The following is a 13,960-nucleotide window of genomic DNA, read 5'->3' as shown; positions in this document are numbered from 1 at the left end:
GCCATGCAATACGGGCTAAGTATTCCAACGCACAGCCCATGGATTGTATCGGCGTTGGAGTGCTACATGAAGCTCTGCGGATCGATGTCCACCTGTAGGCGGACTGCATTTCTAGGCTGATCTACTCTTTGTAGCCAAGCTCGCAGAAACCCTTGCAAATCAAACCCTCTACGGGCAATCACTAATACACGAAAACGAAATCTGCCACGCACCTGAGCCATTGCCGCCTCTGCCGGACCAAGGATGGACACCGGGCTATCAACAGGTGCGGCGCGCACCACATGTCGTGCATAACTTTCAGCAGTCGGTCGATCCGGGCCGGAAATGATGAGCGCAGCGAGTCTTCCAAAAGGCGGCAAACCCGCGTGTTCGCGCGACTCAATCTCGACGCCGTAAAAGTTATCTGGCTTACCGGAGAGCAGCGCCTTGATGACGGGCTGGTCGGGATTGTAGGTCTGCAGGAAGCCTTTTCCGCCTCCGCTGATGCGTCCTGCACGCCCTGTCACCTGCGCTAAAAGCTGAAATGTTTTTTCAGCGGCCCTAGGGTCACCATTGGCAAGCCCAAGATCGGCATCAATCACCCCAACAAGCGTCATGAGGGGGAAGTTGTGACCCTTTGCCACAAGCTGAGTGCCGATCACGATGTCCACTTCGCCCTTTTCGATGAGCTCCATTTCTCGTTTGATTCGCTCATTTCCGCCCGGCAGGTCCGACGACAGCACCAAAACACGGGCTTCAGGGAAGAGATCTGCGACATCTTCACCTATTCTTTCCACGCCTGGGCCGCAGGCCACCAGCGTATCAGGCTTGCTGCATTCCGGGCATTTGTCTGGAATCGGCTGCGAATAGCCACAGTGGTGACAAACGAGTCGCCCCTTGAACCGGTGCTCCACCAGCCATGCCGAGCAGTTTTCGCAGTGGAACCGGTGTCCACACGAGCGGCATAGCGTTAGCGGTGCATAACCGCGCCGGTTCAGGAACAGGAGCACCTGATTGCCATCTGTCAGCGTTTCCTGAATCTCACGCACAAGGGTGGGAGCCAGCCAGCGGCCCCGCTCCGGTCCATCCGTTCGCATGTCGATGCCGACCAGCTCAGGCAGCTCAGCGCCGGACGCCCGCTCTGGCAGGGACACTAATTCATAGCGGCCAAGCTGCGCGTTCACCCGGCTTTCCACGGAGGGCGTTGCGCTGGCCAAGATTACGGGAAACCCAGATATGTGTCCGCGAACGACGGCCATATCGCGTGCATTATAAGGAACACGGTCATCCTGCTTGTACGCCCCGTCGTGTTCTTCATCGACCACGGCAAGACCCAGATTGCAGAACGGCAGGAACAACGCAGACCGGGCACCGACAACAACCTTCACCTCGCCATTGGCGACACCTCGCCATGTCCGTTCACGCCGCCTGGCGGGCACTTGTGAATGCCACTCGGCAGGCCGTACACCAAAGCGCCGTTCAAAACGCTCAAGGAACTGACTGGTGAGAGCAATTTCCGGCAGCAAAATGAGAGCCTGCTGTCCGTTGCGCATGGTTTCTGCCAGCGCTTCAAAATAGACCTCGGTTTTACCGGAGCCCGTGACGCCATCTATCAGGAAGCACTTGAAGCCGTGGCCGACGGCAGCCACAAGGCGCTCGGCAGCCTCGGACTGCATCGGGGTGAGCGTTGGTCCGGGCAGGTTGGGGTCAGGATCCGGCAAGGGCGGCGTTGCCGGGAGAAATGTTGTCTCAAGGACACCCTGCTCTTTCAGACCATCCACAACAGAAGGGCTCACGCCCGCAGCACCAGCCAAGCCGGCCTTGGTCCAGGCCATGCCCTCGTCCAACAGCTCAAGCACGCGCTTTCGGGCGGCGGTTTGCCGTTCCGGCTCCTTGCCAGAGATGCGGCGAAAGCCGAGCACCTGCTTTTCAGACTCCAGCGCCTCTTCTGAGCGCAGCACCATGCGCAGCACCATGCCCGGCGCACCAAGTGTCCAATTTGCCACCCAGTCCACAAAGCGGCGCAGGTCTTCTCCAAGAGGAGCGGCGTCGTAAACGTGTTCGATGCTCTTCAATTTCTTGGGGTTAACCGATCCATCCGGCTCCCCGTCCCAGACCGCACCGACAACCGTGCGGGTGCCCAGCGGTACTCGCACGATTGAGCCCGGCCGAACCTGCATTCCCTGTGGGACTTTATAGGAATAAGGGCCTGCGACAGCGACTGGAACCAGCACAGGCACAATTAGCGCTTGATTTCCAAGAGGTAGGTCGCCAAAAATTTCCGCAGTTCCTTCCAAGCCTCAAGTCCTTTTGTTGGTTTGCATATAGAAGACTGTAGGATCAATGCAGTCTAGGCTAAAGAAGGCACGTCATAGACTCATTTCTGGATAACCTCCCCATCTAACAACAGGTTGGGGCTGGAAGAATGAAAACAGGAGCCATTTTGGCATGAAGTTCTTCGTCGACACTGCTGACACTGCAGAAATTCGTGAGCTGGCAGAAACAGGCCTTCTCGACGGTGTTACCACCAACCCGTCACTGATCATGAAGGCTGGCCGCCCAATGAAAGAGGTCATTGCTGAGATCTGCGATATCGTAGACGGCCCTGTCTCCGCAGAAGTGGTTGCCATGGAAAAAGAAGCCATGCTGACCGAAGCGAAAGAGTTGTCTGCCATTGCCGACAACATTTGCATCAAGCTTCCGCTGACCCTTGATGGCCTGAAGGCTTGCCGCGTTCTTTCCGACAAGGGCGTGCAGACCAACGTGACCCTTTGCTTCTCGGCAAATCAGGCACTGCTGGCAGCCAAGGCCGGGGCGACTTTCATCTCTCCATTCATTGGCCGTCTTGACGACATCAACGTCGAAGGGCTGGACCTGATTGCTGAGATCCGTCAGATCTATGACAACTACGCGTTCGAAACCGAAATTCTGGCAGCTTCCATCCGCTCCGTGAACCACGTGAAGGATTGCGCCTTGATCGGTGCCGATGTGGCGACCATTCCACCTGCAACACTGAAGTCTCTCGTGAAGCACCCGCTCACCGACAAGGGGCTGGAAGCCTTCATGAAGGATTGGGAAAAGACCGGTCAGAGCATCGTCTGATCAGCTCGCCGATCACAATTGAGTTTGTTGGAGCGCAGGTTTTCGGGCCTGCGCTTTTTCATTTTGCGACGCTCTTACACAGAAGAATGCAGGCCATTCAAAAGTCAGCGGCATGCTTAACACATTCTTAAGCGCCCTGCGTCCACCTCTCTTGAAAGCAACAAGACTGCACAAGACAGGTTTAAACGATAATGGCAACGTTCCGCCTTTGGCTCTGCACGCTTCTTCTCATCCTGCTGAGCGGCCCCTCACTTGCTCAGCCAGATTTCTCATTCAGCACCGCAAAAAAGCATCTTGAGCGCTCCATCTATAAAGAAGTGTCCGAGCGCACCAGCTTTTACTGTGGCTGCAGCTACTCCGACGAGAAACAAGTAGACGCGGCGTCCTGCGGCTATGAGCCTCGCAAGAATGCAAAACGCGGCAGCCGGATCGAGTGGGAGCACATCGTGCCCGCTTCCCGGTTTGGCAAGGACCGGGTCTGTTGGAGCGAAGGGCATGAGGCCTGCGTCACTTCAAAGGGCAAGACCTACAAGGGGCGTCGATGCTGTGGCAAAGTGGATGATGAGTTCCGAGCCATGGAAGCCGACCTTCACAATCTTGTCCCCGCTGTTGGCGAATTGAACGGAGATCGTTCCAACTTCCGCATCTCTTCTTTGGAAGGCGAGCCACGCGCTTATGGCGCTTGTGACTTCGAGATAGATTTCACGGCTAAGGTCATGGAGCCCCAAGAGGGGATAAGAGGGGACATCGCCCGAGCTTACCTTTATATGAATGCGACCTACAACATGCCGCTGACCGATGAGGAGCGCGACATGTACCTGAACTGGAATGAGATGGATCCGCCCTCCGATTGGGAGCTTGAACGCAACCAACGTATCCTTTTTATTCAAAACAACGCAAATCCGCTCATCGCGCCGGCTTCCTGATTTCGCAAGGCTTCGGTAACCATTCCTAGAGTGTTTTCGGGTTAGCTCGTGTCATGGCAAATCCTGCAGACAACACCGACCAACTGCTGATCATCGCGCAACCGGACCTGAACGCCGGGATTGATGATTGGCTTGATCATCTGGGGTCAGAACGGCGGCTTTCAGAGAACACACTGGAAGCCTATGAGCGCGACGTTCGCCAATTCCTGCGGTTTTTGACGGATCATTTGGGCGGCGCGCCTGCCATCAACGACCTCAAGGACTTGAGACCCTCCGATTTCCGTGGCTTTCTGGCCCGCCGTCGCCAAACCGGGGCGCAGACCCGCACTCTGGCGCGCGGCCTTGCAGGTGTACGCTCATTCCTCTCATTCTTGGAGCGCCGGGGCGAGGTCAATGCTGCCGGAGCAGCGGCTGTCCGCACCCCGCGTCTGCCCCGCAGCCTGCCGAAACCCATCAACGTGGAAGACGCAAAAACGATTGTCAGCAAGGACTTAGCCTTTGAAGACACCCCTTGGGTGGAAGCGCGCAATGCCGCCGTCTTCACGCTGCTTTATGGATGTGGACTTCGTATTTCTGAGGCCCTTTCCCTGACACCGGCAACAGCACCAAAGGCGAGCGACAAGTCCATTCGCATTCGCGGCAAGGGCGGCAAGGAGCGGCTCGTTCCTGTTCTGCCCGTAATTGTTGAGGCAATCGAAGACTATAAGGCTCAGTGCCCGCACACCCTGGAGCCAACGGGACCGTTGTTCGTTGGCGTGCGCGGCGGCAAGCTGAACCCGCGCGCGATCCAGCTCGCCATGCAGAAAATCCGCGGCGCTCTTGGCCTGCCGGACACGGCGACGCCCCATGCCTTGCGCCACTCCTTCGCAACGCATCTGCTTTCTGGCGGCGGCGACCTGCGCTCCATTCAGGAACTGCTTGGCCACGCCAGCCTTTCAACCACGCAGATTTATACGGAAGTCAACAGCGCTCGCTTGCTTGATGCATATGACAAGGCGCATCCACGTCGGTAATCCTCACCTTTCGGGCTGAAGCCCGTTGAATTTCCGGGGTTTCACACCTAGTCTATTCCCTGTGAACCGGGGTGCCCGAAAGGGCTGAGATTAGACCCGTATGACCTGATCTGGATAATGCCAGCGAAGGGAGCGATCACAAACTTAGGCGGCAAATACGCTTGAGCCCTCTTCTTTCTCGCTCTCCTCGCTCACAAAGGAAGTATCGATGAACCTGATCGAGAGCGCTTGTGAGACCCTCACCAAAATTCGACAGACCAGCCCGCTGGTCCACAACATGACCAATATTGTGGTGGCTAACACCACTGCGAACGCTTTGCTCGCCATTGGCGCTTCCCCTGCGATGGTTGATGGCCCTGAGGAAGCGCCTGAACTGGCTTCGGTAGCAGGCGCGCTGGTTGTAAATGTGGGTACCGTGACCCCAGCGCAGGCAGAAGCCATGAAGCTGGCCTGTGCCGCCGCGCAAAAAGCTGGCCGCCCCTGGGTGCTAGATCCTGTGGCTGTTGGCGCACTGACGTTCCGCACCAACCTTGCCAAAGAGCTACTGGCCTTCAAGCCTACCGTCATTCGGGGTAACGCCTCCGAGATCATGGCTTTAGCCGGCGAAGGTTCAGGCGGAAAAGGCGTCGACAGCACCGACAGCTCCGAGGCGGCGTTGGTTGCGGCCAAAACACTGGCCAGAACGAGCGGGGCCGTGGTCGCGGTCTCCGGACCAACCGACTACATCACTGACGGAGAACGTACTCTGACCGTGAAAAATGGCCACGAGCTCATGCCGTTCGTGACGGGTCTCGGCTGTACTGCAACCGCACTGACTGGTGCTGCGGTTGCCGTGGCAGAAGACAAGTTGGAGGCTGCGGCACATGCGCTGCTGTTCCTGGGTCTGGCTGGCGAAACTGCCGCTCAAGACACGGCAGGGCCTGCCAGCCTCCAGGTCGACATCATCAATCAGCTTTATCACCTGACGCCTGAACAGGTGAAGGAAGCCGGCAAACTGGATAGTCTCTGATGCCCCAAATTGACCTTTCCGTCTATCTCATCATTGGCCCTCAGGACTGCCCCGGACAAGATCCAGTGGCAGTGGTGGAAGCGGCAGTGAATAATGGTACGACGCTGGTGCAGCTTCGTGACAAAACTGGCTCTACTCGTGAGCAAGTTGACCTTGCGCGGCGCATGATGGCTGTTCTGGAGCCAAAGGGCATCCCACTCATTGTAAATGATCGTGTGGATGTTGCTCTGGCGGTAGATGCGCCCGGTGTTCATGTGGGCCAGAGTGACATGAGTGCAGCCGATGCGCGGCGCCTGATTGGCCCTGAGAAGGTCTTGGGCCTTTCCGTTTCCAGCCAGGCAGATCTTGATGCCGCTGATCCGGCAATCCTGCAGTATCTTGGCATAGGCGCTTGCTATCCAACCGGCTCCAAGGCTGACGCCGATGATGTTGGAATCAAGTCTTTCGGTGCGCTCACCGTGCAAAGCAGCCTTCCTGTGGTGGGAATCGGCGGAATCAATCACAGCAATGCCGAGGAAGTAATCGCCCATGGCGCGGCAGGAGTTGCTGTGATTTCGGCGATATGCGGGGATCATATGCCAGGAAAAGCGTCCGCTGATCTGGCAAAACTGGTATTTCAGGCAAAACAGCGTTACGCTTGATCAGCACAACTGTCTAGGGGCGCGCCCACGCCCCTAGATGTGCAAGGGGAGCATGACATGATTGGCCTTACGCTTATTTTGACCATTCTCGTGGCAACGAGCTTTTTAGTTGCGGATACGGATAGTGTTCATGCAACGGAGCGCGGCCAATGCCCGACCCATATTGCCGGCGAGTGGTACAATCCAGAGGCGGAACTTCACGATCTGAGCCGAATGCACCTGAAAGTCGACTGCACTGGGTCCGCACCTGAAATCAGTGCACGGGTGCAAACCTCTTGCCGCCCGCGCGATTGTTCTTGGGGCTGGAGTGATGGATTGCTCCATCAATCCGGCATCATGCTGTTCCAGTACGGCGGCATCTTCAAGTCTCAGCACCTCAATGTTTTGCCAGGTCAAGACCGCCTTGAGGTGCACATGAAGACAAGCGTGCATGGCGACGAGAGCAAGAACCTAAAACGTAATTTCATCTTGCTGAGAGACTGAAACCCTTCAGCCTCCGCCCAGAACCGCAAATGCCACAAGGGCCAGACCGCCCAAGATTGCCGCCCACAGCAGCATGTGTGAGAGTGCGCGTAAGACCAGCAAACTGAAAGCGCCGATCCCTGCACCGGCTGCGGCGACCAGAAGCTGGCCATCAGGCTGTGCGTTTGGCGCAAATACAGTTACCGCGACTACTGCTCCGATCGCGGCAAAGACCGCATAAACCCACCAAGGCATCATGTCCCACATGTTGTCGATGGCATCGGAAGTTCCCCCGATTATCGTTGGGGTTTGATGTACTGGAGTACGCTGCCCAGAAGCCGTATCTTCAAGGTAAATGCCCTTCATCGCCGCTTGTGCGCGAACGGCCGGGTCGGCATGCGAATTCGTTCCCGAATGGACCGCTTTTCGTATTTGGTCATCGACATACTTGTCGTACCCATCTGACATTTCCGTTCCCCCGATCTCAGTGCTGAATGCTGATCAACCTAAAGGTGCAAATGTGAACAGGGGATGAAGACAGCCCCCTCATAGAAAAAGGCCGCTACGCATGACGTATCGGCCTTTTCTCTGTCTTTTACTTTTAGGTAGCCAACTACATATGAATTGGCTTGGCGAACACTGCCATAGCAGCTTCCTTGACCGCTTCGGACATGGTCGGGTGCGCGTGACAGGTGCGAGCCAGATCTTCCGAAGACCCGCCAAACTCCATCAGTACGCAGGCCTCATGAATCATGTCGCCTGCGCCATGGCCAATGATATGAACGCCAAGTACCTGATCGGTCTCAGCATCGGAAAGCACCTTGACCATCCCATCGGTTGACAGCATCGCCTTTGCGCGGCCGTTCGCCGTGAACGGGAACTTGCCTGCCTTGTACTTGACGCCGTCAGCTTTAAGCTCGTCCTCGGTCTTGCCAACAGACGCCACTTCCGGGGCCGTGTATACAACGCTCGGAATCACATTGTAGTTCACGTGACCGGCTTGACCGGCGAGGATCTCGGCAACAGCAACGCCTTCATCTTCAGCTTTGTGAGCCAGCATAGGACCCGTGATCACATCACCGATGGCGTAGATACCATTCACGTTGGTCTTGAAGTGCGCATCCGTTTTCACCCGGCCACGCTCATCCAGCTCAACGCCGGCTTCCTGAAGGCCGAGGCCTTCCGTGTAAGGGCGGCGACCGATTGCAACCAGAACCACATCAGCGTCAATGGTCTCAGCATGCGCTTCCCCTTCGGCTGGTTCTACTGTCACTTCCAGACCGCGCCCCTTCTTGGTAACGCCTGTTACCTTGGAAGACATCTTGAACTCGATGCCTTGCTTTTTCAGCATGCGCATGAACTGGCGAGAGACGTCGGCATCCATTGGGCCAAGGATCTTGTCCATGAACTCAACAACGGTGACTTGAGAACCAAGGCGCGCGTAAACAGAGCCCAGTTCCAGACCAATCACACCAGCGCCGACGACAACCAGCTTACCTGGAATCTTCTCCAGTTCCAGAGCGCCCGTGGAAGAAACGATCTGCTTTTCATCGATCTCGATGCCCGGCAGAGACATCACGTCAGAGCCAGTCGCAATGACAATGTTCTTTGTCTCAAGAATAGAGGTTGAGCCGTCTTCAGCGGTGACTTCCACCTTACCGGCACTCAGGATGCGGCCCGTGCCGTGATGCGCTTCAACCTTGTTTTTCTTGAACAGGAAGTCGATGCCGGTCACGTTGCTCTCAACAACGTTTTCCTTGTTGGCAAGCATTGCCTTCCAGTCAACCTTAGGCTTGGAGGTCTTGATGCCGAGCTTCTCAAAATTGTGCGTCGCATCTTCAAACACTTCGGAGGAGTGCAGCAGTGCTTTGGACGGAATGCAGCCAATGTTCAGGCAGGTGCCGCCGTGGGTTTTGCGCTTTTCGACAACGGCCACCTTCATACCAAGCTGAGCCGCCTTGATGGCGCACACGTAGCCGCCAGGACCTGTGCCGATAACGACGAGATCGTAGGACATATTCTAATCCCTATGTAAATCGTGAGCCCGAGGACGGGAAAGCGAGATGCCCGGCGCGAAGGCCGGGCAACGCTGAATTTTCTTAGAGATCCAGAACCAGACGCTGCGGATCTTCGAGGCTTTCCTTGACGCGAACGAGGAAGGTTACAGCCTCTTTGCCGTCAACGATGCGGTGATCATAAGAGAGCGCAAGGTACATCATCGGACGAATGACGACCTGACCATTCATGGCTACAGGACGCTCCTGAATCTTGTGCATGCCCAGAATACCAGACTGCGGTGCATTCAGAATTGGAGACGACATCAGAGAGCCGTAGACACCGCCGTTGGAGATGGTGAATGTTCCACCCTGCATGTCGGCCATGCCGAGCTTGCCATCACGCGCCTTGCGGCCCAGGTTGCCGATCTCTTTTTCAATCTCTGCAATGGACATCTGGTCGGCATCGCGAACGATAGGTACAACCAGGCCCTTGTCCGTGCCAACAGCAACGCCAATGTGGGCGTAGTTCTTGTAGATGATGTCCGTGCCATCGATCTCTGCGTTGACCGCAGGAATTTCCTTGAGCGCATGGGTTACAGCCTTCGTGAAGAAGCCCATGAAGCCCAACTTCACGCCGTGCTTCTTCTCAAAGATGTCCTTGTACTGCTTGCGCAGATCCATCACCGGCTTCATGTCCACTTCGTTGTAAGTGGTCAGCATTGCTGCGGTGTTCTGGGCATCCTTCAAGCGGCGGGCGATGGTCTGGCGCAGCTTGGTCATGCGGACACGTTCTTCGCGAACTTCATCTTCAGGAGACGATGGTGCGCGTGCAACAACAGGTGCGGCCTGTGCTGCCGGTGCGGCGGAGATACCTGATGCAACAGCTGCAATCACATCTCCCTTGAGAACCTGACCACGCTTGCCGGAACCTGCGACCTGATCTGGGGACAGGCCTTTTTCTGCCAGCATCTTGGAGGCGGACGGTGCCGGAGGCATCGAAGTAGACGGCGCAGGGCTGGAAGCAGCAGGTTGCGCTGGCGCAGCAGCTGCGGCGGCAGGGGCAGGTGTACTTACAGCAGCGCCTTCACCCGGGGCGATCTTGCAAAGCAGGTTACCCGGCTCAACGGTAGACCCTGTTGCCTGCGCAATCTCGATGACCGTACCCGCTACAGGGCTTGGCACTTCCTGAGCCGCCTTATCAGTTTCCAGTTCAACAAGGGTATCGTCCGCCTTTACGGCATCTCCTACCTTCACGAACCATTCACCGACTTCAGCTTCAGTGACGCTTTCACCAGCAGACGGCACTACAACGCTAACGGGCTCAGCAGACTTGAGCGCATCAGAAGAGCTTGGAGCTGCTTCTTCTTTTTTCGCAGGGGCAGGTGCAGCAGCGGCTGTGCCTTCCAGAATGGCACCAAGGAGCGCACCAACTTCCACGGTATCGCCTTCCTTGACCACGATGTTTTCTAGAGTACCCGCCGCCGGCGCTGGCACCTCTACAGTGACCTTGTCGGTTTCAAGTTCAACCAGTGGCTCATCCGCGGAAACGGCATCGCCTGGCTTCTTGAACCATTGAGCAATGGTCGCTTCGGTTACGGATTCACCCAGAGTGGGCACACGAATTTCCGTCGCCATAATCTAATCTCTTCTCAATTCAGGGCCCAATGGGCCGCTCGGACTGTATCTGTTAGCGTAGGATCTTACTCAGCGAACGCGTCGTCGAGGAAAGCCTGAAGCTGCGCAAGGTGCTTGGACATGAGACCTGTTGCTGTTGCCGCAGCAGCCGGACGACCGACATAACGCGGACGGCTCACCTTTGCGTTCACATGCTCCAGTACCCACTCGATGTACTCCTGAACGAAGAACCATGACCCCATGTTCTTCGGCTCTTCCTGACACCAGACCACATCTGCGTTCTTGAAGCGAGCCATCTCAACGCAAAGCGATTTGGTTGGGAACGGATAGAGCTGCTCCACACGAAGAATGTAGACATCATCAATACCGCGCTTCTCGCGATCTTCCAGGAGGTCATAGTAGACCTTACCAGTACAAAGGATCACACGGCGGATTTTGTCGTCTGGCTTCAGCGCGATGGTTGAGCCCGGATTGGTCTCGGCATCATCGTGCAGCAGACGGTGGAAGCAGCTGTCCGCAGCCATTTCTTCCAGCTTAGACACGGCGCGCTTGTGGCGCAGCAGTGACTTCGGCGTCATCAGGATCAGCGGCTTACGAATGTCACGCTTCAACTGACGGCGTAGAATGTGGAAGTAGTTGGCTGGCGTGGAGCAGTTTGCCACCTGCATGTTGTCTTCTGCACACATCTGCAAGAAGCGTTCAAGACGTGCAGAGGAGTGCTCTGGGCCCTGCCCCTCATAGCCGTGTGGCAGCAGACAAACGAGGCCGGACATACGCAGCCACTTGCGCTCACCCGAGGAGATGAACTGGTCGAACAGAACCTGTGCACCGTTGGCAAAGTCGCCGAACTGAGCCTCCCACAACGTCAACGCGTTTGGCTCTGCCAACGAGTAGCCATACTCAAAGCCAAGAACCGCTTCCTCGGAAAGCATGGAGTTGATGACTTCGTACCGCGCCTGCTTTTCTGCCAGATTGTTCAGCGGAATAAATCGGTCTTCGTTGTCCTGATCATAAAGAACGGAATGGCGCTGAGAGAAGGTGCCTCGCTCACAGTCCTGACCGGACAGACGCACCGCATGCCCTTCACGCAACAAACCTGCAAAGGCAAGGGCTTCACCCGTTGCCCAATCGATCCCCTCGCCGGTCTCGATCATTTTTGCGCGGTTGTTCTGAAACCGGCGGATTGTGCGGTGTGCATTGAAGTCTTTCGGGATTTCGGTCAGCTTTTGACCAAGTTCCTTGAGAACATCCATGTCGATGCCGGTGCTGCCACGCCGAGGCTCGTCAACCTCTTTCGCCACCTTCATGCCAGACCACTTACCGTCGAGCCAGTCCGCCTTGTTCGGCTTGTAGGCCATGCCGGATTCAAACTCGCGGTCCAGATGAGAACGCCAGTTCTGGCGCGCCTCATCCACACTCTCGGCGGTGACCAGACCTTCCTTGACCAGCTTGTCTGCGTAGAGCTGCAGAGTCGTCGCGTGTTTGCGGATCTTGCGATACATGATCGGCTGGGTAAACGCAGGCTCATCACCTTCGTTGTGACCGTAGCGGCGGTAACAGATCATGTCGATCACCACCGGGCGGTGGAACCGCTGGCGGAACTCGATCGCGACCTTGGCCGCAAAAGTCACTGCTTCCGGGTCATCTGCGTTTACGTGGAAGATCGGTGCCTCAATCACTTTCGCCACATCGGATGGATATGGAGACGAGCGTGAGAAACGCGGATTGGTGGTGAAACCAATCTGGTTGTTGATGATCACGTGAATTGAGCCGCCGGTGCGGTGACCGCGCAGAGCGGACAAACCGAAACACTCAGCCACAACGCCCTGCCCTGCAAATGCGGCATCACCATGGATGAGCAAAGGCAGCACGGAACTTCGGTTTACTTCCGTGGTTTCAACCCAATCAGATAGCTGATCCTGCTTGGCGCGAGCCTTACCCAGCACAACCGGGTTCACGATTTCAAGGTGAGACGGGTTCGCAGTCAAAGACAGGTGAACGTTGTTGTCATCAAAGGAGCGATCGGAAGATGCTCCAAGGTGGTACTTCACGTCGCCTGAGCCTTCCACATCGTCCGGGGCATAGGAGCCGCCCTTGAACTCGTGGAAGATGGCACGGTGCGGTTTACCCATCACCTGCGACAGCACGTTCAACCGGCCGCGGTGGGCCATGCCAAGAACGATTTCTTCAATACCAAGCGCACCACCCCGCTTGATGATCTGCTCAAGTGCCGGGATGAGTGCTTCACCACCATCAAGACCGAAGCGCTTGGTGCCGGTGTACTTCACATCCAGAAACTTCTCGAAACCTTCGGCTTCGATCAACTTGTTCAGGATTGCCTTCTTCCCTTCTGGGGTAAAGGCAACCTGCTTGTCCGGACCTTCAATGCGTTCCTGAATCCAGGCCTTTGCCGCCGGATCCGAGATGTGCATGAACTCAACACCAAGGGTGGAGCAATAGGTCCGCTTCAGGATGTCCAGCATCTGACGAATGCTGGCGAACTCCATGCCAAGCACATTGTCCAGGAAGATCTTGCGATCCCAGTCGTCCTCGGAAAACCCGTAGGTGGCAGGGTGCAGCTCTTCATGATCGCCCGGCTCAGCCAGGCTGAGCGGATCAAGGTCGGCATGCAAGTGACCGCGCATACGGTAAGCGCGGATCATCATGAGCGCACGCACACTGTCTCGGGTCGCCTGAAGCACGTCGGCCTCAGTCATCTCAACGCCAGTCTTTTTCGCCTTGGCCTTGATTTTGTCGCCAACTTCCTTCTCGGAGGGCCAGTCGCCATCCAGAGCGGAAATCAGTTCTCCGTTTGCCTGAACAGGCCAGTCCTTGCGTCCCCAAGTCGCCCCACGGGCCTCCTTGATGACGTCGTCAGGATTGTCCTGCAGTGTAGAGAAGAATTCCTGCCACTCTGGTTCGAGGGAACGAGGGTTCTCTTGGTACTGAGCGTAAAGCTCTTCGATATAGGAAGCGTTGGCGCCGTATAGGAACGACGTCAGCGCGAAGACATTGTTCGCGTCCTGCCGTGCCATGTTTTTTCAAGCGGACTTTTGATCCGCCTTCTTTGCTATGGGCTGGTGTTACCACTCGAGCCCTGACCCGCGACTGGCAGCAGAGTGGGTCTCGGCTACCTCTCATTTTTATCGGCGGCTGGCGCCAAGCAGAGCGCCAACCGCGTGTTCAGTAAGCCATT

The 13,960-nt window shown here is 56.5% G+C and carries 11 protein-coding genes and 1 riboswitch; of the genes, 6 read left to right on the top strand and 5 right to left on the bottom strand.

Annotated elements, in window-relative coordinates:
- Nucleotides 1–62 precede the first annotated feature (62 nt).
- The gene (locus PUV47_RS07495; RefSeq protein WP_425313742.1) at nucleotides 63–2,276 is read right to left on the bottom strand and encodes a primosomal protein N'; all 2,214 of its coding nucleotides are present in this window, start codon (nucleotides 2,274–2,276) and stop codon (nucleotides 63–65) included.
- A 151-nt stretch (nucleotides 2,277–2,427) separates the two neighbouring features.
- Between PUV47_RS07495 and fsa the strand changes: the two genes are divergently transcribed.
- From fsa to PUV47_RS07465, 6 genes are all read left to right on the top strand, one after another.
- Nucleotides 2,428–3,081 carry a fructose-6-phosphate aldolase gene (gene fsa, locus PUV47_RS07490; protein ID WP_274217895.1) on the top strand — a complete coding sequence of 218 codons (654 nt, stop codon included), beginning with the start codon at nucleotides 2,428–2,430 and terminating at the stop codon, nucleotides 3,079–3,081.
- Nucleotides 3,082–3,272: 191 nt separating this feature from the next.
- On the top strand, nucleotides 3,273–4,007 hold the full coding sequence (locus PUV47_RS07485) for an endonuclease (RefSeq protein ID WP_274217894.1): 735 nt from the start codon (nucleotides 3,273–3,275) through the stop codon (nucleotides 4,005–4,007).
- Between the two features lie 53 nt (nucleotides 4,008–4,060).
- Nucleotides 4,061–5,020: a tyrosine recombinase XerC gene (locus PUV47_RS07480; protein WP_274217893.1), complete on the top strand. Its 960-nt coding sequence runs from the start codon at nucleotides 4,061–4,063 to the stop codon at nucleotides 5,018–5,020.
- Between the two features lie 57 nt (nucleotides 5,021–5,077).
- A riboswitch (TPP riboswitch) is annotated at nucleotides 5,078–5,171 on the top strand.
- A gap of 57 nt (nucleotides 5,172–5,228) precedes the next feature.
- Nucleotides 5,229–6,029 carry a hydroxyethylthiazole kinase gene (thiM, locus tag PUV47_RS07475; RefSeq protein WP_274217892.1) on the top strand — a complete coding sequence of 267 codons (801 nt, stop codon included), beginning with the start codon at nucleotides 5,229–5,231 and terminating at the stop codon, nucleotides 6,027–6,029.
- The gene (gene thiE, locus PUV47_RS07470) at nucleotides 6,029–6,670 is read left to right on the top strand and encodes a thiamine phosphate synthase (protein WP_274217891.1); all 642 of its coding nucleotides are present in this window, start codon (nucleotides 6,029–6,031) and stop codon (nucleotides 6,668–6,670) included. The genes thiM and thiE overlap by 1 nt, the downstream gene beginning before the upstream one ends.
- A gap of 57 nt (nucleotides 6,671–6,727) precedes the next feature.
- A complete protein-coding gene (locus PUV47_RS07465) occupies nucleotides 6,728–7,153 on the top strand; it encodes a hypothetical protein (protein ID WP_274217890.1) in 426 nt (141 codons plus the stop codon).
- Nucleotides 7,154–7,159: 6 nt separating this feature from the next.
- Here the strand turns inward: PUV47_RS07465 and PUV47_RS07460 are convergent, their stop codons facing one another.
- The 4 genes from PUV47_RS07460 to PUV47_RS07445 form a co-directional block, all read right to left on the bottom strand.
- The gene (locus PUV47_RS07460) at nucleotides 7,160–7,600 is read right to left on the bottom strand and encodes a hypothetical protein (RefSeq protein WP_274217889.1); all 441 of its coding nucleotides are present in this window, start codon (nucleotides 7,598–7,600) and stop codon (nucleotides 7,160–7,162) included.
- A 145-nt stretch (nucleotides 7,601–7,745) separates the two neighbouring features.
- The gene (gene lpdA / locus PUV47_RS07455) at nucleotides 7,746–9,149 is read right to left on the bottom strand and encodes a dihydrolipoyl dehydrogenase (RefSeq protein ID WP_274217888.1); all 1,404 of its coding nucleotides are present in this window, start codon (nucleotides 9,147–9,149) and stop codon (nucleotides 7,746–7,748) included.
- 82 nt (nucleotides 9,150–9,231) lie between these two features.
- Nucleotides 9,232–10,764: a 2-oxoglutarate dehydrogenase complex dihydrolipoyllysine-residue succinyltransferase gene (gene odhB / locus PUV47_RS07450; protein ID WP_274217887.1), complete on the bottom strand. Its 1,533-nt coding sequence runs from the start codon at nucleotides 10,762–10,764 to the stop codon at nucleotides 9,232–9,234.
- Nucleotides 10,765–10,829: 65 nt separating this feature from the next.
- Nucleotides 10,830–13,799: a 2-oxoglutarate dehydrogenase E1 component gene (locus PUV47_RS07445; protein ID WP_274217886.1), complete on the bottom strand. Its 2,970-nt coding sequence runs from the start codon at nucleotides 13,797–13,799 to the stop codon at nucleotides 10,830–10,832.
- Nucleotides 13,800–13,960 lie beyond the last annotated feature (161 nt).

Origin of the sequence: Pseudovibrio exalbescens, assembly GCF_028737195.1 — a bacterium.
GTDB classification, from domain to species: Bacteria; Pseudomonadota; Alphaproteobacteria; order Rhizobiales; family Stappiaceae; genus Pseudovibrio; species Pseudovibrio zosterae.
Note: the sequence above shows the minus strand (reverse complement) of the source record. Positions and strands in the feature narration are given on the sequence as shown.

What these genes read in the sequence shown, in the direction of transcription:
- fsa (WP_274217895.1), top strand. Translation starts at nt 2,428, where the DNA reads ATGAAGTTCTTCGTCGACACTGCTGACACTGCAGAAATTCGTGAGCTG.
- PUV47_RS07485 (WP_274217894.1), top strand. Translation starts at nt 3,273, where the DNA reads ATGGCAACGTTCCGCCTTTGGCTCTGCACGCTTCTTCTCATCCTGCTG.
- PUV47_RS07480 (WP_274217893.1), top strand. Translation starts at nt 4,061, where the DNA reads ATGGCAAATCCTGCAGACAACACCGACCAACTGCTGATCATCGCGCAA.
- thiM (WP_274217892.1), top strand. Translation starts at nt 5,229, where the DNA reads ATGAACCTGATCGAGAGCGCTTGTGAGACCCTCACCAAAATTCGACAG.
- thiE (WP_274217891.1), top strand. Translation starts at nt 6,029, where the DNA reads ATGCCCCAAATTGACCTTTCCGTCTATCTCATCATTGGCCCTCAGGAC.
- PUV47_RS07465 (WP_274217890.1), top strand. Translation starts at nt 6,728, where the DNA reads ATGATTGGCCTTACGCTTATTTTGACCATTCTCGTGGCAACGAGCTTT.
- PUV47_RS07460 (WP_274217889.1), bottom strand. Translation starts at nt 7,600, where the DNA reads ATGTCAGATGGGTACGACAAGTATGTCGATGACCAAATACGAAAAGCG.
- lpdA (WP_274217888.1), bottom strand. Translation starts at nt 9,149, where the DNA reads ATGTCCTACGATCTCGTCGTTATCGGCACAGGTCCTGGCGGCTACGTG.
- odhB (WP_274217887.1), bottom strand. Translation starts at nt 10,764, where the DNA reads ATGGCGACGGAAATTCGTGTGCCCACTCTGGGTGAATCCGTAACCGAA.
- PUV47_RS07445 (WP_274217886.1), bottom strand. Translation starts at nt 13,799, where the DNA reads ATGGCACGGCAGGACGCGAACAATGTCTTCGCGCTGACGTCGTTCCTA.